The organism is Prauserella sp. PE36 (assembly GCF_003311655.1).
Lineage (GTDB): Bacteria > Actinomycetota > Actinomycetes > Mycobacteriales > Pseudonocardiaceae > Prauserella_A > Prauserella_A endophytica.
In genome coordinates this window covers 2,501-21,592 of record NZ_QEQT01000106.1, presented here as the reverse complement: position 1 = coordinate 21,592, position 19,092 = coordinate 2,501, and the positions used below count along the sequence as shown (strand labels likewise).

The following is a 19,092-nucleotide window of genomic DNA, read 5'->3' as shown; positions in this document are numbered from 1 at the left end:
TCAACGACGCGAGCCGGCGGCCCCGGGGCGATCCCCCGGGTCCGCCGGCTTCGGCGTAGCACCGGCAAGGAGCGTGCACCATCAGCAGCAGCGAATCAGCGCTCGCCGTCGAGCTCAGAGGCATCACCAAACGCTTCCCAGGCGTCGTCGCGAACGCCGACGTGAACGTGGCGGTCCGGACCGGAACCGTGCACGCGCTCGTCGGCGAGAACGGCGCGGGCAAGTCGACGCTGATGAAGATCCTCTACGGGATGCAGCGGCCCGACGAGGGCACCATCTCCATCGACGGCACGCAGGCCGACCTCAACACCCCCGCGGACGCCATCGCGGTCGGCATCGGCATGGTGCACCAGCACTTCATGCTCGCCGACAACCTCACCGTGCTCGAGAACGTCGTGCTCGGCGACGAGCCGCGCGGGGGCGGCGGCATCGACTTCAGGGCCGCCCGCGCCAAGATCAGGGACATCTCCGCCCGGTACGGGCTCGGCGTCGAGCCCGACCGGCTCGTCGACGAGCTCGGTGTCGGCGAGCGCCAGCGTGTCGAGATCCTCAAGGTGCTCTTCCGGGGCGCGCGGATCCTCATCCTCGACGAGCCGACGGCCGTGCTCGTGCCGCAGGAGGTCGACGAGCTGTTCGGCAACCTGCGTGAGCTGAAGTCCGAGGGCCTCACGATCCTGTTCATCTCGCACAAGCTCGACGAGGTCCTCTCGGTAGCCGACGACATCACGGTCATGCGCAGGGGAACCACGGTCGCCAGCGTGAGTCCCGGCGACGTCACGGCCCGCCAGCTCGCCGAGCTGATGGTCGGCAGCGCGCTGCCGGTGCCGGAGCTGCGCGAGTCGACCGTCACCGACACCCCGGTGCTCGAGGTCGATGGCCTCACGGTGACCGCGCCCGACGGGCGCACGGTGCTGGAGGAGATGTCCTTCACCATCAACGCGGGCGAGGTGCTCGGCATCGCGGGCGTCGAGGGCAACGGACAGGCCGAGCTCGTCGAGGCGCTGATGGGCATCCGTCCCTTGCAGGCGGGGCGGATCGCGTTGCAGGGCAAGGACATCACGAAGCTGTCCACTCGCAAGCGCCGCGACGCGGGCGTGGGCTACATCCCCGAGGACCGGCACCGCCAGGGCGTGCTGCTGGAGGCGACGCTCTGGGAGAACCGCATCCTCGGGCACCAGACCAGGGCGCCGAGCGTGCGCGGGCTGCTGCTCAACCGGGCGGGCGCGCGGGCCGACACCCAGCGGATCGTCGACGAGTACGACGTCCGCACCCCGAACATCGACGTGCTCGCGGGCTCGCTGTCCGGCGGCAACCAGCAGAAGCTGATCGTCGGCAGGGAGATGAGCGGGAACCCGGTGCTGCTGATCGCCTCGCACCCCACGCGTGGTGTCGACGTCGGGGCGCAGGCAGCGATCTGGGAGCAGATCCGCAAGGCCCGCGCCGAGCACCTGGCCGTGCTGCTGATCTCCGCCGACCTCGACGAGTTGATCGGCATGTCCGACAGCCTCGCGGTGATCCTGCGCGGCAGGCTCGTCGCCTCCTACGACCCGAAGGCCGTCACTCCGGAGGAACTCGGCTCGGCGATGACCGGTGCTGGGGAGGGAACGTGATGGGAAGGATCTCGTGGCGCTCGGTGGGGCTGGGCCTCGCGGCGCCCGTCGGAGCGCTCGTGTTCGCGCTCCTGGTCTGCGGCATCATCCTGTCGATCACCGGGCATCCGCCGTTCGACGTCGCCGAGGACATGATCGGCTCGCTCGAACGGCCGCGCACGGTCGCCAACTCGCTCAACAGCGCCACGACGTACTACCTGTCGGCGGTCGCGGTGGCGATCGGCTTCAAGATGCGCCTGTTCAACATCGGCGTCGACGGGCAGTACCGGCTTGCCGCGATGCTCGCGGCCGCGCTCGCGGGCGCCTCGTTCATGGAGTCGCTGCCGTCGGTGGTGCGCATCCTCATGACCATCCTCGCCGCGATGCTCGTCGGCGCGGTCTGGTCGGGCATCGCCGGCTTCCTCAAGATCACGCGCGGCGTGAGCGAGGTCATCTCGACGATCATGCTCAACGCCATCGCGACGGCGCTCGTGGCGTTCCTGCTCAACCCCGACCGCCTCGCGGTCACGGTGGCCGGCAGCAACAACATCGGCACGGCCCCGATCACCGAGGGCGGCCAGGTGCCTGGCATCCCGTACTCCGGGTCCTCTTCGGACGTCTTCGGCCTGATCGTGCTGGCCGCCGTGGTGGGTGTCGCCTACTGGTTCATGCTCAACCGCACCAGGTTCGGCTTCGACCTCAAGGCGACCGGACAGTCGGAGTCCGCGGCCGTCGCCAGCGGAGTGAACGTCAAGAAGATGGTGCTCGCGAGCATGCTGCTCTCCGGCGCGGTCGCCGGGCTCGTCGGCATGCCGCAGCTGCTGGGCGCCTCGCACTCGTACTCGCTGGACTTCCCGGCGGGGCTGGGCTTCACGGGCATCGCGATCGCGCTGCTCGGCCGCAACCACCCCATCGGCATGGCCTTCGCCGCGTTCCTGTGGGGCGCGCTGGACCAGACGTCGAACGTGCTGGACCTCTCCGGCGTGCCGAAGGAGATCGTCGTGATCATGCAGGGCGTGATCGTGTTGTCGGTCGTCATCGCCTATGAGCTGGTGCGCCGCTACAAGCTCCGGCTCGAACAGCGTGACGTCGGGCGGGCACTGGGCACGACCAAGACCCCCGAGGAGGCGCAGGCATGAGTGCGAGCGGACTCGCCGTCGGCGTCCAGGAGACCGTCGCGCCCCCGCGAAGGCGCGCCTCGCCGATGATCTACTTCCTCCTCGCCATCGCGGCGCTTCTCGTGGTGTCGCTGGTCCGCGTCCTGACGGGCGCCGGCAACCTCACCTCCAGCGGCACGGTGGCCGCCGCGCTCACGGCGGCCGTGCCGATCGCGCTGGCCGGTCTGGCCGGGCTCTGGTCCGAACGCGCCGGTGTGATCAACATTGGCCTCGAGGGCATGATGGTGCTCGGCACGTTCGGCGCCGGGCTCTTCGGCTGGCAGTGGGGCCCGTGGGCGGGTGTGCTCGCGGGCGTGGTCCTCGGCGCGTTCGGTGGTCTGATCCACGCGATCGCCACCGTCACCTTCGGCGTCGACCACATCATCTCCGGTGTCGCGATCACCCTCGCCGCGCCGGGGCTGACGCTGTTCCTCGCGAAGCTGTACTTCACCGACGCTCCGGGCGGAGGGCAGAAGCAGTCGCCGCCGATCGAGGACGTCCCACATGTGACGATCCCCGGCCTGTCGTCGGTGCTCGGCGACATCGAGCAACAGCAGTGGTTCTTCGTGTCCGACCTCGCGGGCCTGCTGCGCGGTCTCACCACGGACGTGTCGCTGCTGACCCTCCTCGCCGTTGTGCTGTTCTTCGCCACCGCCTACGTGCTGTGGCGGACGGCGTTCGGGCTGCGGCTGCGCTCGTGCGGCGAGGCGCCGCACGCGGCGGAGTCGCTCGGCGTGAACGTCTACAAGTACAAGTACGCGGCCATCACGATGTCGGGCGCGCTGGCCGGTCTGGGCGGGGCGATCCTCGCGGTGGCCTCCAGCCAGTTCCGCGACGGCCAGACCGGTGGCCGCGGCTACATCGGCCTCGCGTCGATGATCTTCGGCAACTGGCGGCCGGGCGGGGTCGCCGCGGGCGCCGGCCTGTTCGGCTACACCGACGCCATGCAGCTGCGCGGCGAGGGCGCGGTGCACGCGCTGCTCCTGCTGCTCGGCATCGCGCTGCTCGTGCTCGCGGTGGTGCAGCTGAGGGCCAAGCGCTACGTCGTCGCGGGCGTCGCCACCGTGATCGGTGTGCTGTTCATCCTCTGGTTCGCGCTCACCGACCAGGTGCCGCCCGAGCTCGTCAGCGCCGCGCCGTACGTGGTGACGCTGCTGGTGCTCTCGCTCGCGGCCCAACGCCTGCGCGTTCCGAAGTGGATCGGCCGGACCTACCGAAGGGGCGAGGGCGGATGACGGCGCCCGCGCCCGACTGGGAGGCGCTGCGGCAGGAGGCGGTGCGTGCGGCCCAGCTGGCGTACGCGCCGTACTCCGGCCTGCAGGTCGGCGTCGCCGGGCTGGTCGGCGACGGCAGGCTCGTCACCGGCTGCAACGTCGAGAACGCCAGCTACGGGCTCGGCCTCTGCGCCGAATGCACGATGGCGGGGCAGCTGCGGCTCTCCGGCGGCGGCAGGCTCGTCGCCGTCGCGTGCCGCAGCGGCACCGGTGAGCTGCTGATGCCGTGCGGGCGGTGCAGGCAGATCCTGTTCGAGCTCGGCGGCGCGACATGCCTCGTGGACACACCGAGCGGCATCCTGGCGATGTCACAGGTGCTGCCCGACGCTTTCGGGCCCGCCGACCTCCCGGGGTGACCGCCATGGAACCGTTCGCCGCTGTCGACGTCATCCGCGCCAAGCGAGACGGGGAACGGCTTTCGGCCGAGCAGATCGAGTGGGTCGTCGACGCCTACACCCGCGGGGTGGTGGCGGAGGAGCAGATGGCGGCGCTCGCGATGGCCATCTTCCTCAACGGGATGGACTCGGGCGAGACCGCTCGCTGGACCGGAGCCATGATCGACTCCGGTGAGCGGCTCTCCCTGCACGTGGCGCGTCCGACCGTGGACAAGCATTCGACGGGCGGCGTCGGCGACAAGATCACGTTGCCGCTGGCGCCGCTCGTCGCCGCGTGCGGCGCCGCGGTGCCGCAGCTGTCCGGGCGGGGGCTCGGGCACACGGGCGGCACGCTCGACAAGCTCGAGTCCATCCCGGGCTGGCGGGCGGAGCTGTCGGCTGAGGAGATCGGCAGGCAGCTCGCCGAGGTCGGCGCGGTCGTCTGCGCCGCCACCCCGACGCTCGCGCCCGCCGACCGCAAGCTGTACGCCCTGCGTGACGTCACCTCCACCGTCGAGTCGGTTCCGCTCATCGCCAGCTCGATCATGAGCAAGAAGATCGCGGAGGGTTCCGGCGCGCTGGTGCTCGACGTGAAGGTCGGCTCCGGTGCGTTCATGAAGACGATCCGGCAGGCACGTTCGCTCGCGAGGGCGCTCGTCGGCATCGGCGCGGCGCACGGGGTCGCCACCACGGCGCTGCTGACGGACATGAGCACGCCGCTCGGCTCCGCGGTCGGCAACGCCGTCGAGGTCGCCGAGGCCGTGGAGGTGCTCAAGGGCGGCGGCCCGGCCGACGTCGTGGAGCTGACGCTCGCGCTGGCAAGGGAGATGCTCACCCTGGCGGGGCTATCCCATGTCGACCCGGCCGAGGTGCTGGCGTCGGGGGAGGCGTACGAGACGTGGTGCCGGATGATCCGCGCGCAGGGCGGCGATCCGGACGCGGAGCTGCCGAAGCCTGCCCACGTGCACGTGGTGGAGGCGCCCGAGTCCGGTGTGCTGACGCGCCTCGACGCGTACGCGGTCGGCGTCGCGGCGTGGCGGCTCGGCGCCGGCCGGGCGCGAAAGGAGGACCCGGTGCAGCTCGCGGCAGGCGTGCGATGCCTCGCCAAGCCCGGTGATCGCGTCGAGCGCGGGCAACCGCTGCTGGAACTGCACACCGACACCCCCGAGGTGGTTCCGGCCGCCCTCGAGGCGCTCAGCGGCTCCTACGACCTCACCGAGCGCCACAACCCCCCACGCGACGAAGGGATAGTCCTGGACCTGTTCCGAGGCTGACCCCGACCCCGACCCCGGACGCGACCCCCGACGCAATGAAGGCCACCTTCACTGCGTTGATCAAACACAGCGGCGCGTCAGCGTCTCCGTTTGGGCGGTGGTGGGAGACGGGTGGGCGCAGGTAGGGTGGCCTTCACTGCAGCTGGGCTGGCCGGGAGGGCTCAGTCGTCGGAGTCGGCGTCCGAGCCGTTGGCCTTGGCCTTCGAGTCGGCGCCCTTCTGGGCCCGGCCGTTGCGACGGCGCGGCTGCCTCGGCGCGGGCGGCGCGACGGCCACGGTTTGCGGGGCCGGGCCGCCGCCGAGCATCAGCTCCGCGAACGTCGCCATGGCCTCGTCGAGCTGGCCGCCGATGCGGCGCTCCGACTCCTCGTTGCTCTTGCGCACCACGGAGCTGAAGTAGTCGTTGTCCGGCTGCTTCGACAGCGTGCCCTCGACCTTGGCGAGCCCGGACTTCACCGAGCCGTCGAGGTCGCCGAGCTGGGCCGTGAAGCCCTCCTCGACCTTGTCGAGCCTGCCGGCCAGCTCGTCGAGCCGGTTGGTGACGCGCTCGAGACGCTCGCCGAGGTTGTCCAGACGTTCGGAGGAGTCCACCATCTCGGCCGTCTCGGTGAGCGCCGAGCGCAGCGTGTCGGTGGTGCTGCCGATCCGCTCCTTGGTGTCGGAGTCGAGGCGCTCGACCCGCTCCTTGAGGCCCGACTCCAGCGTGTCGATGCGCTCGCGCACCGGGCCGCCGACGGAGGTGGGCATCGCGTCGAGCTTGTCGTCCTGCTTGTCGAGGTGGCCGCCCAGTTCGTCGAGCCTGCGGTGGATGTTCTCGAGCTTGTCCTCGAGCCCGTCCATGCGGCCGGCGACACCCTCGAAGCGGGCCGCGACCCCGTCGAGCCTGCCGTCCAGCTGGGCGAAGGGCTTCGCCAGCTTGTCGACGATGGACTCGACCGCCCGCGCGAGGTCGGCGAGCGCGTTGTCCTGAGCCTCGAGCCGGGTCATGGCCTCGTCGAGACGCTCGGCCAGCACGCTGACCTCGGTGCGGTCGGGCAGCTCGGACAGCCGCTTGCGCACCGCGCCCAGCGAGTCCACCGGCGCGAGCCGGGCGTAGATGTCGTCGAGCGCGTCGAAGATCTGCTGCTGCTCGCTCTCTCGGACCTCGGCCGCGCGCACCAACATGTTGCGCATCCGGTCGAAGGACGGGGCTGCGAGGTGGTTGTCAGTCGTCACTGCGGTTGTCCTTCATCGGCGGGGAAAAGATGGGACGTGGGCGGCAGCTTATCTACCGCGCAATTGCTCTGGGTAGCGCCCCCGTGAATTCGGCGACGACGTGCAACTGGATGGCCCGAATAACGAAATGGTCAACGGGGCTGAGGCTTAAGTCGAGCGTGAGAGTTCCCGTCCGACCAGCGGTACCGTCGCAGCATGTCGACGAGAACCGCCCTGACTGTGCAGGACCTGCGCAAGGCCCCGAAGGTGCTGCTCCACGACCACCTGGACGGCGGGTTGCGCCCGCGCACCGTCGTCGAACTGGCCGAATCCACCGGTTACGAAGGGCTTCCGACCACCGATGTCGCCGAGCTCGGCCGGTGGTTCCAGTCCGCGGCCAACTCCGGTTCGCTGGAGTCGTACCTGGAGACCTTCACGCACACGTGCGGCGTGCTGCAGACCGAGGACGCGCTGATCCGCGTCGCCGCCGAGTGCGTCGAGGACCTCGCGGACGACGGCGTGGTCTACGCGGAAGTCCGCTACGCGCCGGAGCTCTTCACCGAAGGCGGGCTCTCACTCGATCAGGTGATTAAGGCTGTTCAGGCCGGGTTCACGGAGGGTGAGCGGCGCGCGGAGGCCAAGGGGCAGCGGATCCGGACCGGCACGCTCCTGTGCGCGATGCGCCAGCACGCGAGGGCGGCGGGGATCGCCGAGCTCGCCGTGCGCTATCGCGACGCGGGGGTGGTGGGATTCGACATCGCGGGCCCCGAGGCCGGTTTTCCGCCGACCCGGAATCTCGACGCATTCGAATACATGCGCGTGAACAATGCGCATTTCACGATTCATGCGGGCGAGGCTTTCGGGCTCGCGTCGATTTGGGAGGCCATTCAGCATTGCGGTGCCGAACGGCTCGGGCACGGCGTCCGCATCGTCGACGACATCAAGACCTCGGCCGACGGCGAGGTCCAGCTCGGCAAGCTGGCCGCCTACGTCAGGGATCGCCGCATCCCGCTGGAGATCTGCCCTTCGTCCAATGTGCAGACCGGCGCGGCGGCCTCGATCGCCGAGCATCCCATCGGCCTGCTGGCAAAGCTGCGCTTCCGGGTCACCGTCAACACGGACAACCGGCTCATGAGCGGTTGCTCCGTGTCGTCGGAGTTCGCCGCGCTCTCCGAGGCCTTCGGCTTCGGCTGGGCCGACGTCCAGTGGTTCACGATCAACGCCATGAAATCGGCGTTCATTGATTTCGATCAACGGCTGGACTTGATCAATAACGTGATCAAACCGGGGTACGCCGCTCTGGTCTGAACCGCGGAGGGTGTCGCGGAAACCCTTGCGTTGTTTAGCCTTGCGAAGTAAAGTCCACTATGTAAGAGATGTTTCTCAGATAGTGGGACGGCGGTATGGCGGGCGTGGAGCAGCACACCATCGGCCGCAGACGCTGGCTCGTGCTGGGGCTCGGACACGCCGCCCAGACGGCGAGCTGTGCCTTCCTCTACGGCATCCCGTTCCTCGTCCCCGCGATGAGCGAGGCCGAGAACCTCACATTGGGTGAAGCGGGGGCGGTGGTGGCTGCGCCGAGTATCGGGCTGCTGCTGACCCTCATCGCGTGGGGCGCGGCCGCTGACCGCTACGGCGAGCGGCTGATCATGGCCTTGGGTCTCGGACTCTCCGGAGCGCTGCTGCTCGTCTCCGCGCTGGGCACGCACTCGCTCACCGTGCTCTTCGCCCTGTTCGTCGCGGCAGGCGCGTGCACGGCGTCGGTGAACGCCGCGAGCGGGCGGGTCGTGATGGGCTGGTTCGGCGCACACGAGCGTGGGATGGCGATGGGCATCCGGCAGACCGCCCAGCCGCTCGGGGTCGGCGTCGCCGCGCTCGCCCTGCCGCCGCTGGCCGAACCCTTCGGGTTCCGGGTGGCGATGGTGTTCCCGGCCGCGTTCGCGCTCGTCGTCGCGCTGCTCGTGGCGCTGCTGGTCACCGACCCGCCTCGGCCACCGAAGGACCCGTCCGGCCCGGCGCACGCGTCGCCGTACCGCACGTCGACGCTGTGGCGCCTGCACGGAGCCAGCGCGCTGCTCGTGATCCCGCAGTTCACGGTGTCGGCGTTCGCGCCGATCTACCTCGTCGCGATGCACGGCTGGAGCCCGCTCGCGGCGGGCTGGTTCCTCGCCGTCGTGCAGGCACTCGGCGCGCTCGGCAGGCTCGCCACCGGCTACTGGTCCGACCGCGTCGCCAGCAGGCTGCGCCCGATGCGGGTGCTCGCGGTCGTCAGCGCCGCGGTGATGCTCCTCGTGGCGCTGGGCGACGTGAGCTGGCCGTGGCTGGTGGTGCTGGCGATCATGCTCGCCGGCGTGATCACGGTCAGTGACAACGGTCTCGGCTTCACGGCGTCGGCCGAGCTGGCCGGTCTCGCATGGGCGGGAAGGGCGATGGGCGCGCAGAACACGGCACAGAACGTCGCCGCCGTGCTGACCCCGCCCTTGCTCGGCCTGGTGATCGGCGAGTCGAACTACGCGCTGGCGTTCGGCCTGGTCGCACTCTTCCCGGTCGCCGCCATCTGGCTCACCCCAGTGCGGGCCGAACCCCGCTGACACAAAGCGGCCCCCAAGGCCACCTTTGTTGCGTTGAGCGCAACAAAGGTGGCCTTGGGGGCCGGAATGCTCAGGCTCAGTTCAGGCGCAGGCGGTCCTCGAAGGACTCGACGAGGCCCCGCCACGCCTTCTGCTCGGCGTCGAACGGCGGGCTCGGCGCGAGGCGCGTCGGGTCCGGCCGCAGCACGAACGACACCAGCCAGCCAAGGCTCTCCGAGCTGGCCAGCGCCGTGGTCACACTGTCGTCGTCCGCCCAGTCGGCCGCGTCGGTGAGCAGCTCCACCGCCAGCTCCAGCTGCGTCGGGTCGATCGCGTCGAGCCCCTCGGCGATGTCGGCGTCCAGCCCGGTGAGCACGTAGGTGTTGTCGGGGTCGACCTCGATCTCCAGCTCGCCCGCCGTCGCCTTGGTCAGGACGTCGTCCCAAGTGGACACCTCGGCGAGGTCGGTGTCGGCGAGCTCCGCACCGTCGGCGAGCTTGCGCGCGAGCGCCTTCTCCGAGCCGAACACCTCGATCCGGCCGTCCGAGCCCAGGAAGATCGGCTCGTCGTCGAGGTAGCAGCGGAGCGTGAAGTACTCCCTCTCCGACAGCACGATCTTGATCGGGTCGATGCCGACCTCGCCCCAGAAGCCGACCGGCTCCTCGTCCTCGTCGTCGTCCGCCGCGTCGGCGTCGGACTCGGAGTCCACCGTGTCCAGGTCGTCGTCCTCGGTGTCCACACCGGCCTCGGACTCGGCCGACTCCTCGTGGAAGGCCGCCAGCTCCTCGGCCGTCTGCTCCAGCGTCGCGGCGTCGACCGCCGGCACGGTGACCAGGTCGTCGATCGTGTCGAGGATGAGGTCCCACTTCTCGGAGACCGTCTCGGAAAGGTCGTTCCAGAGCCGGGCGCCCTCGCGGCCGGTGAACGGCAGCTGCCCCTGGTCCAGCAACGAGAAGCCCTCGCAGCCGTCGAGGATCTCGTGCACCTCGTCCAGCTCGCACACGTCGGCGAGCGAGCGCACGATGCCGACGATCTCGGCCAGTTCGGAAAGGGTCCAGGAGTCGGGTTCCTCCGCGACCATCTCCGGAACGCCGACCAGGTCGTAGGAGTGGTCGTCGTCGGGGATCAGCTCGGGGACGTTCAGCTCGGGCACGGCGTCCCACGCCGGGTGGTCGATGAGGTCGTGCTGCTCGGCGGTGCGGACGAACGCGGCCAGGTGTGCCGCGTCGGGGAACGCGTAGAGATCGTCCTCGTCACCGAGGAACGCCTCCCACTCCTCGCCGTCCTCTCGCCATCGTGGTGCCCACAGGGTCACCAGATCGCCTTGTGGCAGCCCGAGCTCGATCGGGATGATGTCCTGTGCCATTCCGCCCTCCGGAAACCACCTGTGCGCGTGCCGACCCGATGCAGTGCCGAACCGAACGCGATACGCGAAGCCTACGGGTTCCCGCCGCGCTCCGCGATCACCCCTCGCATCCGGTGACACCGTCTTACCGCACTGCCCGGGTACGCTCGTCGGGAGCGTGATACCCGCTGGCACCTGCGGTGGGTCACCAGGCACGATCTGAAACCACGATGACTGACTTCCTCACTGACCAGCTGCCCGGCGGCTCGGACCCCGACGCCCTCTTCGACGCGTTCTCCACCTGGACCTCCCAGCGTGGCCTCGAGCTGTATCCGGCACAAGAGGAAGCGCTGATCGAGGTGGTCTCGGGGGCCAACGTGATCCTGTCCACGCCGACGGGATCGGGAAAGAGCCTGGTGGCGGTGGGTGCGCACTTCACGGCGCTCGCGCAGGGCAAGCGCAGCTTCTACACGGCCCCCATCAAGGCGCTGGTCTCGGAGAAGTTCTTCTCGCTCATCGACATCTTCGGCGCGGACAACGTCGGCATGATGACCGGCGACTCCAACGTGAACCCCGACGCGCCCATCATCTGTTGCACGGCGGAAATCCTGGCGAACATCGCGTTGCGGCTCGGCGCCGAGGCCGGCGAGGACACAGTCGGGCAGGTCGTGGCCGACGAGTTCCACTACTACTCCGAGCCCGACCGGGGCTGGGCGTGGCAGGTGCCGCTGCTGGAGCTGCCGAAGGCACAGTTCGTGCTCATGTCGGCCACGCTCGGCGACGTCACGTTCTTCGAGAAGGACCTGACCCGGCGCACCGGCCGCTCGACGGCAGTGGTGACGTCGGCGCAGCGTCCGGTACCGCTGACGTTCCGTTACGCGCTCACGCCCATGCACGAGACGGTGTCCGAGCTGCTGCACTCCGGGCAGGCGCCGGTGTACGTCGTGCACTTCTCGCAGGCCGCCGCCGTCGAGCGCGCGCAGGCCTTGATGAGCATCAACGTCACCACGCGCGCGGAGAAGGACGCCATCGCGGAGGCGATCGGCGACTTCCGGTTCTCGGCGGGCTTCGGCAAGACGCTGTCGCGGCTGGTTCGCCACGGCATCGGCGTGCACCACGCCGGGATGCTGCCGAAGTACCGGCGCCTGGTCGAGCAGCTCGCGCAGGCCGGGCTGCTCAAGCTCATCTGCGGCACCGACACGCTCGGCGTGGGCATCAACGTGCCCATCCGGACGGTGGTGCTCTCCGCGCTGACGAAGTTCGACGGCGTGCGCCAGCGGCACCTCAAGGCCAGGGAGTTCCATCAGATCGCCGGCCGTGCGGGCCGGGCAGGCTACGACACCGACGGCTACGTGGTCGTGCAGGCGCCCGACCACGTCATCGAGAACGCCAAGGCGCTGGAGAAGGCGGGCGACGACCCCAAGAAGAAGCGCAAGATCGTGCGCAAGAAGGCGCCCGAGGGCTTCGTCAACTGGACCGAGAGCACCTTCGAGCGGCTCGTCGCCGCCGAGCCGGAACCGCTTACGTCGAGCTTCGCCGTCAGCCACTCGATGCTGCTCAACGTGATCTCCCGGCCCGGGAACGCCTTCGAGCACATGCGGCACCTGCTGGAGGACAACCACGAGGACCGGCCCGCGCAGCGCAAGCACATCCTGCGCGCGATCGCGATCTACAAGGCCCTGCTCGCGGCGGGCGTCGTGGAGCAGCTCGACGAGCCCGACGAGCAGGGCCGGATCGTGCGCCTGACCGTCGACCTGCAGTTCGACTTCGCGCTCAACCAGCCGTTGTCGCCGCTCGCGCTCGCCGCGATCGAGCTGCTGGACCCCGATTCGCCGGTCTACGCGCTCGACGTGGTGTCCATCGTGGAGTCCACGGTGGACAACCCGAAGCAGGTGCTGTCCCAGCAGCAGTTCAAGGCGCGCAACGAGGCCATCGCCGCCATGAAGGCCGAGGGCATCGAGTACGACGAGCGGATGGAGCTCCTGGAGGACGTCACCTACCCGCGGCCGCTGGAGGAGCTGTTGCGAGCGGCGTACTCGCGGTACCGGCAGGGGCATCCGTGGGTCGCCGACTACGAGCTGGAGCCGAAGTCGGTCGTGCGCGACATGTACGAGCGCGCGATGAACTTCGTGGAGTACATCGGGTTCTACGGCCTCGCCCGGTCGGAGGGCGTGCTGCTGCGCTACCTCGCCGACGCCTACGACGCGCTGCGCAGGACCGTGCCGGACGACGCCAAGACCGAGCCGCTGCAGGACCTCATCGAGTGGCTGGGCGAGCTGGTGCGCCAGGTCGACTCGAGCCTGCTCGACGAGTGGGAGGCGCTGCGGCATCCGGAGGAGGTCGGCGAGCGCCCGCATGGGGTGCCCGAGGGCCCGCCGCCGGTCACGCGCAACGAGCGGGCGTTTCGCGTGCTCGTGCGCAACGAGCTGTTCCGCAGGGTCGAGCTCGCCGCCAGGCGGGACTACGAGACGCTGGGCTCCCTCGACGCGGGTTCCGGCTGGGACGCCGACGCGTGGGAGGACGCCCTCGCCGACTACTTCGAGGAGTACGGAGAGATCGGCACCGGCCCCGACGCGCGCGGCCCGGCGCTGTTCATGATCGAGAAGGAGCCGGACGTGTGGCGCGTGCGGCAGATCCTCGACGACCCGTCGGGCGACCGCGACTGGGGCATCAGCGCCGAAGTGGACCTCGCCGCCTCCGACGAGACCGGCACCGCCGTACTCCGCATCACGAACGTCAACCAGCTCTAGCGCCCGCGAGTCCCCCGCTCCGGCCGGCGAGTCCCCCGCTCCGGTCGGCGAGTTGCCCGCTCCGGTCGGCGAGTCCCCCGCTCCGGTCGGGGAGTTGCCCGCTGGGGCTCGGCGGCGGGCTGACGCCTCGGGCCTCGCAACAGGGAACTCGCGCGCGGCAACGGGGAACTCGCGCGCGGGAGCGGGGAACTCGCGCGCGGGAGCGGGGGACTCGCGCGCGGGAGCGGGGGACTCGCGTGCGGGAGCGGGGGACTCGCGCGCGGCAACGGGGAACTCGCGCGCGGGAGCGGGGAACTCGCGTGCGGGAGCGGGGGACTCGCGTGCGGGTCAGACGCCCATCGGGTGCCAGACCGTCTTCGGTTCCAGGTAACGCCGCAGGCGGGCGATGTCGGGGCGCTGGGTCCAGTCGGGCTCGTCCTCGGGAACGGCCAGCACGCGCTTGACGGTGCCCGCCGCTTCGCGGGCGATCTCCACGCGGCCAACGGGCCCCGCGCCGGTCGGGTCGATGGCGTTGACGTCTCCGTGCGACGCCAGCCACGGACCCAGCTCGCCGGCGCGCCCGGTCAGCACATTCACGACGCCCGCTGGCACGTCGGACGTCGCGAGCACCTCCGACAGCGTGATCGCGGGCAGCGGCCGCTCCGCGCTGCTCACCACCACCGCCGTGCACCCGGTCGCCAGCACGGGAGCCACCACGCTCACCAGCCCGAGCAGCGACGACTCCTGCGGCGCCAACACGCCGACCACGCCGGTCGGCTCCGGTACCGTGAACGAGAAGTACGGCCCCGCAACGGGGTTGGCCGCCCCGAGCACGGTCGCGATCTTGTCCGTCCAGCCCGCGTACCACACCCACCGGTCCACGGCTGCGTCCACAACGGACTGCGCCTTGCGCGAGGGGAGCCCCTCGGACGCGGCGACCTCGGCCACGAACTGCTCGCGCCGTCCCTCCATCATCTCCGCGACCCGGTACAGCACCTGGCCGCGGTTGTAGGCGGTCGCGCCGGACCAGCCGCCGAACGCCTTGCGCGCGGCGACCACGGCGTCGCGCACGTCCTTGCGGGAGGCATGCGCGGCGTTGGCGAGGAACGTGCCCTTCGAGTCGGTCACCGGGTACGTGCGCCCCGACTCCGAGCGCGGGAACTTGCCATCGACGTAGAGCTTGTACGTCTTGGCGACAGAAATCCTGTTGTCAGACATCGAGATATCCCTCCAGCCCGGTCCGGCCGCCCTCGCGCCCGAAGCCCGACTCCTGGTACCCGCCGAACGGGGCGGTGGGATCGAACCGGTTGAACGTGTTGGCCCACACCACGCCCGCGCGCAGCCGGTTCGCCATCCACAGGATCCGCGACCCCTTCTCGGTCCAGATCCCGGCCGACAGCCCGTACGGCGTGTTGTTGGCCTTGGCGACGGCCTCGGCGGGCGTGCGGAACGTCAGCACCGACAGCACCGGGCCGAAGATCTCCTCGCGCGCGATGCGCATCGACTGCTCGACGTTCGAGAACACCGTTGGCGCGAAGAAGAAGCCCCGCTCGGGCAGCGGGCACGGGCTCGTCCACCGCTCGGCGCCCTCGGCGACGCCCGACTCGGTCAGCTCGCGGATCTTCGCCAGCTGCTCGGCGGAGTTGATCGCCCCGATGTCGGTGTTCTTGTCCAGCGGATCGCCTAGGCGCAATGTCGAGACGCGGTACCGAAGCTTCTCCAGCAGCTCGTCCACGACGGACTCCTGGGCGAGCAGCCGAGAACCGGCGCAGCACACGTGTCCCTGGTTGTAGAAGATGCCGTTGACGATGCCCTCGACGGCCTGGTCGAGCGGGGCGTCGTCGAACACGACGTTGGCCGCCTTGCCGCCGAGCTCCAGGGTGAGCCGCTTGGGCGTGCCCGCCACCGACCGCTGGATGAGCTTGCCGACGTCGGTCGACCCGGTGAACGCGATCTTGTCGATCCCGGCGTGGTTCACGAGCTCGGCGCCGATGTCGCCCGCGCCCGGCACGATGTTCACCACGCCCGGCGGAAGGTCGGCCTGCTGGCAGATCTCGGCGAACACCAGCGCGGTCAGCGGCGTGGTCTCCGCCGGCTTGAGCACGACCGTGTTGCCGGTCGCCAGCGCCGGGGCGATCTTCCACGCGAGCATGAGCAGCGGGAAGTTCCACGGGATGATCTGGCCTGCGACGCCCAGCGGCTGCGGATCCGGCCCGAAGCCCGCGTACTCGAGCTTGTCGGCCCACCCCGCGTGGTAGAAGAAGTGCGCGGCCGCGGTGGGCACGTCGGCGTCGCGGGACTCCTTGATGGGCTTGCCGTTGTCGAGAGTCTCCAGCACCGCGAGCTCGCGCGAGCGCTCCTGGATCAGCCTGGCGATGCGGAAGAGGTACTTGGCGCGTTCGGTTCCCGGCATCCTGCGCCACGTCTTGTCATAGGCCTTGCGCGCGGCCTTCACCGCGGCGTCCACGTCGGACGCCGAAGCGGTGCCGACCTCGGCCAGCACCTCCTCGGTGGCCGGGTTGACGCTCTTGAGCGGCTCTCCGGAGCCGTCGACGAACTCGCCGCCGATGAACGGCCGGTAGCTGGGCTTGAGGTTGGCGATCTCGCGCGACTCGGGCGCGGGGGCGTACTCCCACGTGCTCATGTCAGTCCACCGTCACGTAGTCGGGGCCGCTGTAGTGGCCGTCCAGCTGGGTGCGGCGCTGCAGCAGCAGGTCGTTGAGCAGGCTGGACGCGCCGAACCGGAACAGCGATGGCGTGAGCCAGTCGGGCCCGGCCACCTCGTGCACCGCGACGAGGTAACGGATCGCGTCCTTGGTGGTCCGGATGCCGCCTGCCGGCTTCACGCCACGCAGCTCCCCGGTCGCGGTGTACCAGTCGCGCACCGCCTGCAGCATCACGTGCGTCACCGGCAACGTCGCGGCGGGGGAGACCTTGCCGGTGGACGTCTTGATGAAGTCACCGCCCGCGAGCAGCGCGAGCCACGACGCCCGCCGCACGTTGTCGTAGGTGGCGAGCTCGCCGGTCTCGAGGATGACCTTGAGGTGGGCGTCACCGCACGCGGCCTTGACGGCCTGGATCTCGTCGAACACCCGCCCGTAGCGGCCCTCCAGGAACGCACCGCGGTCGATCACCATGTCGACCTCGGTGGCGCCGGAGCGCACGGCCATCGCGACGTCGGCGAGCTTGACCTCCCGGCTGGACCGGCCCGAGGGGAACGCCGTCGCCACGCTCGCGACGCCGATGTCCGTGCCGGCCAGCGACTCGACCGCGGTGGCGACGAGGTCGGGATACACGCACACGGCCGCGACCCGCGGGGTGTCCGGCCGCTCGGGGTCGGGGCGGCGGGCCTTGGCGGCCAGCGCGCGCACCTTCCCGTGCGTGTCCGCGCCCTCGAGCGTCGTCAGGTCGACCATCGAGATGGCCGTGTCGATCGCCTGGAGCTTGGCACCCTTCTTGATGCTGCGCGTGCCGAGGCTCGCGGCCCGCTGTTCGACGCCGACCTGGTCGACACCGGGCAGGCCGTGGAGGAACCGGCGCAGGCTCCGCTCGTCGCTCGTGGCGTCGGAGAGCTCGGCCGGCAAGGTGGGTGTTGCCATGCGCACGAGCGTAGCCGCACGCCCGTGCGCGGGTGGCGTTCTTACCGCTCGACCTGCTTGCGCTTCGGATCGCGGGGGACCCGGCGCACTTCGACGGCGCCCCAGAAGGCGAGGCCGTTGATCTTCACCGTCGGCGCGTCGGGTGGTACGGAGTCCTCCGGTGCCGCGCCCTTCTTGTCGGTGCTCTCGAAGGCGCCCATGAGGCCGAAGCCGGTGACCTCGACGTGGATGTCGTCGGGCACCGTGATCTCCACGGCCCCCATGATCGCCACGGCGGTGATCGTCGAGTGCCGCTCGGCGAAGCGGGCCTTGCGCAGGTCGATTTCGGTGCCGCCCCAGAACGCGAAGCTGTTGTGCTGCGGCGGCACCACCCAGTTGCCCTTGCGGCTGACCCCGGACATGATCGCGATCGACGTGGTCGAGCCCGGTTTGCCACCGATCCGCGTCTCGGGGAGGCGGGCCTGTGAGACGGCGGGCAGCTGCGCGGCGGCCTGCGGGATCGCCACCACGCCGGGCAGGTCCTCGACCACGGGTTCGAGATCGCCGAGCGTCTTGGCCGCGTACACCGCGCCGAGCCGTTCCTCGAGCTCGGCCATCGTGATCCGGCCCTCGCCCATCGCGGTGTGCAGCAGCTGCGCCACCCGCTCCCGGTCGGCGTCCGACGCGCGCAGCTGTTTCGGATCGCGAGCCCCAGGCTGTTCAGTCACGGGTACACCCTAGCGAGCGGACTTGAGTTCCGGGTCGTCATCGGCTACGGGAGCGCCGGGACTGATTAGGGTGTCGACCATGGACGTCCTCGTCGTCGAACACCCGCTGGCGCGGGCACGCCTGTCCACCATGCGCGACGCCCGCACCGACAGCGCGGCGTTCCGAGCGGCGCTGCACGAGCTCACCGTGATGCTGGTCTACGAGGCCACGCGCGAGGCTCCGCTGGTCACCGAGCGTATCCACACGCCGGTCGCGCGCACCGACGCCTACCGGCTGGCGAACCCGCCTCTGCTGGTACCGGTGCTGAGGGCGGGGCTCGGCATGGCCGACCAGGCGCACAAGCTGATCCCGGACGCGCAGATGGGCTTCGTCGGGCTCGCTCGCGACGAGGAGACCCTGCAGCCGACGCCTTACATGGTGTCGCTGCCGGAGTCGCTGGCCGACCGGCCGGTGTTCGTGCTCGACCCGATGCTGGCGACGGGGGGCTCGATGGAGTACACGATCCGCCTGCTCACCGGACGCGGCGCCGCCGACGTCACCGCGGTGTGCGCGTTGGCCGCCCCCGAGGGCCTCAAGCACCTGGAGGACTCCGGCCTGCCGGTGCGGGTGGTGACGGCGAGCGTCGACGAGCGGCTCAACGACTCGGGTTTCATCGTCCCCGGCCTCGGCGACGCCGGTGATCGCCAGTACGGCGCCGTCTAGCGACGCCAGCCGTTGGCGTTGGCCCTGATGGAACGCTCGTAGGCGCGACAGAAGTCGATCTCGCGGGGGAGCGTCTCGTTCAGTTCGAGCGAGACGAGCCCGTGGGCGCAGGCCCAGCAGCTCACGGCGATCACCTCGGTGGGCACGTCGGCGAACGCACCGGCGGCGATCCCGTCGGCGACGACGTCCCACAGCGGCTGCAACGCGCTCATCGCGAGCTTGCTCGCCTGCTCGTCGGGCTCGAAGCCGGGCACCGCGCTGGTGAACATGACCGCGTAGAGGCGCCGGTGGGCCAGCGCGCTGTCGCGGTAGGCCAGGCCGAGCCGCACGACGTCCTCCACCGCGTCGCCGGAGCGCGGCACCGACCGCAGCCGCTCGTCGAACCGCTGGAACCCCTCCGAGTAGAGGGCGTTGACCAGGCCGGGCTTGCTGCCGAAGAGGGAGTAGACGGCCGTCGTCGACGTCTGCACGTCCGCCGCGAGCCTGCGCAGGCTCAGTGCCCTGGCCCCCTCCGCGGCGAGCAGCTCGCTCGCACGGTCGAGCAGGCGGACCCGCAATGCCTCGTCGTGCGTCTTCGG

General features: G+C 70.4%; 16 protein-coding genes (1 of these 16 running past the window's edge). 9 read left to right on the top strand and 7 right to left on the bottom strand.

Annotated elements, in window-relative coordinates; translation table 11 throughout:
* The first annotated feature begins 80 nt into the window (after window positions 1-80).
* Genes DI005_RS34235 through DI005_RS34215 form a run of 5 tightly spaced genes read left to right on the top strand, consistent with a single transcriptional unit; the run spans window position 81 to window position 5,668 of the window.
* Window positions 81-1,610, top strand: coding sequence for an ABC transporter ATP-binding protein (locus DI005_RS34235; RefSeq protein ID WP_112277048.1), 1,530 nt, complete (start codon window positions 81-83; stop codon window positions 1,608-1,610).
* Entirely contained in the window at window positions 1,610-2,728 is a 1,119-nt protein-coding gene (locus tag DI005_RS34230) for an ABC transporter permease (RefSeq protein ID WP_113644848.1), read from the top strand. Before DI005_RS34235 ends, DI005_RS34230 begins: the two co-directional genes overlap by 1 nt.
* Window positions 2,725-3,981 carry an ABC transporter permease gene (locus tag DI005_RS34225; RefSeq protein WP_112277052.1) on the top strand — a complete coding sequence of 419 codons (1,257 nt, stop codon included), beginning with the start codon at window positions 2,725-2,727 and terminating at the stop codon, window positions 3,979-3,981. Before DI005_RS34230 ends, DI005_RS34225 begins: the two co-directional genes overlap by 4 nt.
* Window positions 3,978-4,376 (top strand): cytidine deaminase, encoded by a 399-nt coding sequence (locus tag DI005_RS34220; RefSeq protein ID WP_112277054.1) that lies wholly within the window; start codon window positions 3,978-3,980, stop codon window positions 4,374-4,376. Before DI005_RS34225 ends, DI005_RS34220 begins: the two co-directional genes overlap by 4 nt.
* 5 nt (window positions 4,377-4,381) lie before the next feature.
* A complete protein-coding gene (locus DI005_RS34215; protein WP_112277056.1) occupies window positions 4,382-5,668 on the top strand; it encodes a thymidine phosphorylase in 1,287 nt (428 codons plus the stop codon).
* 161 nt (window positions 5,669-5,829) lie between these two features.
* Here the strand turns inward: DI005_RS34215 and DI005_RS34210 are convergent, their stop codons facing one another.
* The gene (locus DI005_RS34210) at window positions 5,830-6,882 is read right to left on the bottom strand and encodes a PA containing protein (protein ID WP_112277058.1); all 1,053 of its coding nucleotides are present in this window, start codon (window positions 6,880-6,882) and stop codon (window positions 5,830-5,832) included.
* Between the two features lie 195 nt (window positions 6,883-7,077).
* Between DI005_RS34210 and DI005_RS34205 the strand changes: the two genes are divergently transcribed.
* Window positions 7,078-8,169, top strand: a complete 1,092-nt coding sequence (locus tag DI005_RS34205) for an adenosine deaminase (protein ID WP_113644847.1) — start codon at window positions 7,078-7,080, stop codon at window positions 8,167-8,169.
* A gap of 95 nt (window positions 8,170-8,264) precedes the next feature.
* The gene (locus DI005_RS34200) at window positions 8,265-9,452 is read left to right on the top strand and encodes an MFS transporter (RefSeq protein WP_113644846.1); all 1,188 of its coding nucleotides are present in this window, start codon (window positions 8,265-8,267) and stop codon (window positions 9,450-9,452) included.
* Between the two features lie 76 nt (window positions 9,453-9,528).
* On the opposite strand, the gene DI005_RS34195 is transcribed toward DI005_RS34200, so the two are convergent.
* Window positions 9,529-10,797, bottom strand: a complete 1,269-nt coding sequence (locus DI005_RS34195; RefSeq protein WP_112277064.1) for a primosomal protein — start codon at window positions 10,795-10,797, stop codon at window positions 9,529-9,531.
* A 209-nt stretch (window positions 10,798-11,006) separates the two neighbouring features.
* Between DI005_RS34195 and DI005_RS34190 the strand changes: the two genes are divergently transcribed.
* Complete coding sequence (locus DI005_RS34190) at window positions 11,007-13,526, top strand: RNA helicase (protein WP_113644845.1); 2,520 nt, start codon at window positions 11,007-11,009, stop codon at window positions 13,524-13,526.
* 327 nt (window positions 13,527-13,853) lie between these two features.
* On the opposite strand, the gene DI005_RS34180 is transcribed toward DI005_RS34190, so the two are convergent.
* From DI005_RS34180 to DI005_RS34165, 4 genes are read right to left on the bottom strand one after another with little or no spacing between them, the layout of a single operon-like run.
* Entirely contained in the window at window positions 13,854-14,723 is an 870-nt protein-coding gene (locus DI005_RS34180; RefSeq protein ID WP_112277068.1) for an aldehyde dehydrogenase, read from the bottom strand.
* A complete protein-coding gene (locus DI005_RS34175) occupies window positions 14,716-16,149 on the bottom strand; it encodes an aldehyde dehydrogenase family protein (protein ID WP_112277070.1) in 1,434 nt (477 codons plus the stop codon). Before DI005_RS34175 ends, DI005_RS34180 begins: the two co-directional genes overlap by 8 nt.
* Before the next feature lies 1 nt (window position 16,150).
* Window positions 16,151-17,104 (bottom strand): deoxyribose-phosphate aldolase, encoded by a 954-nt coding sequence (gene deoC, locus DI005_RS34170; protein WP_113644844.1) that lies wholly within the window; start codon window positions 17,102-17,104, stop codon window positions 16,151-16,153.
* Between the two features lie 41 nt (window positions 17,105-17,145).
* A complete protein-coding gene (locus DI005_RS34165) occupies window positions 17,146-17,811 on the bottom strand; it encodes a DUF1707 domain-containing protein (RefSeq protein WP_113644843.1) in 666 nt (221 codons plus the stop codon).
* A 79-nt stretch (window positions 17,812-17,890) separates the two neighbouring features.
* On the opposite strand from DI005_RS34165, the gene upp reads away from it, so the two are divergent.
* Window positions 17,891-18,514 carry a uracil phosphoribosyltransferase gene (gene upp / locus DI005_RS34160; RefSeq protein ID WP_112277075.1) on the top strand — a complete coding sequence of 208 codons (624 nt, stop codon included), beginning with the start codon at window positions 17,891-17,893 and terminating at the stop codon, window positions 18,512-18,514.
* On the opposite strand, the gene DI005_RS34155 is transcribed toward upp, so the two are convergent.
* Window positions 18,511-19,092, bottom strand: the 3' portion of a protein-coding gene (locus tag DI005_RS34155) for a TetR/AcrR family transcriptional regulator (protein WP_112277077.1). It continues 9 nt past the right edge of the window; the window shows 582 of its 591 coding nt (coding positions 10-591); the start codon falls outside the window, past its right edge — the gene reads right to left on this strand; the stop codon is at window positions 18,511-18,513. The two genes, upp and DI005_RS34155, sit on opposite strands and share 4 nt — an antisense overlap.

What these genes read in the sequence shown, in the direction of transcription:
- DI005_RS34205 (WP_113644847.1), top strand. Translation starts at nt 7,078, where the DNA reads ATGTCGACGAGAACCGCCCTGACTGTGCAGGACCTGCGCAAGGCCCCG.
- upp (WP_112277075.1), top strand. Translation starts at nt 17,891, where the DNA reads ATGGACGTCCTCGTCGTCGAACACCCGCTGGCGCGGGCACGCCTGTCC.
- DI005_RS34230 (WP_113644848.1), top strand. Translation starts at nt 1,610, where the DNA reads ATGGGAAGGATCTCGTGGCGCTCGGTGGGGCTGGGCCTCGCGGCGCCC.
- DI005_RS34175 (WP_112277070.1), bottom strand. Translation starts at nt 16,149, where the DNA reads ATGAGCACGTGGGAGTACGCCCCCGCGCCCGAGTCGCGCGAGATCGCC.
- DI005_RS34215 (WP_112277056.1), top strand. Translation starts at nt 4,382, where the DNA reads ATGGAACCGTTCGCCGCTGTCGACGTCATCCGCGCCAAGCGAGACGGG.
- deoC (WP_113644844.1), bottom strand. Translation starts at nt 17,104, where the DNA reads ATGGCAACACCCACCTTGCCGGCCGAGCTCTCCGACGCCACGAGCGAC.
- DI005_RS34180 (WP_112277068.1), bottom strand. Translation starts at nt 14,723, where the DNA reads ATGTCTGACAACAGGATTTCTGTCGCCAAGACGTACAAGCTCTACGTC.
- DI005_RS34200 (WP_113644846.1), top strand. Translation starts at nt 8,265, where the DNA reads ATGGCGGGCGTGGAGCAGCACACCATCGGCCGCAGACGCTGGCTCGTG.
- DI005_RS34195 (WP_112277064.1), bottom strand. Translation starts at nt 10,797, where the DNA reads ATGGCACAGGACATCATCCCGATCGAGCTCGGGCTGCCACAAGGCGAT.
- DI005_RS34225 (WP_112277052.1), top strand. Translation starts at nt 2,725, where the DNA reads ATGAGTGCGAGCGGACTCGCCGTCGGCGTCCAGGAGACCGTCGCGCCC.
- DI005_RS34190 (WP_113644845.1), top strand. Translation starts at nt 11,007, where the DNA reads ATGACTGACTTCCTCACTGACCAGCTGCCCGGCGGCTCGGACCCCGAC.
- DI005_RS34220 (WP_112277054.1), top strand. Translation starts at nt 3,978, where the DNA reads ATGACGGCGCCCGCGCCCGACTGGGAGGCGCTGCGGCAGGAGGCGGTG.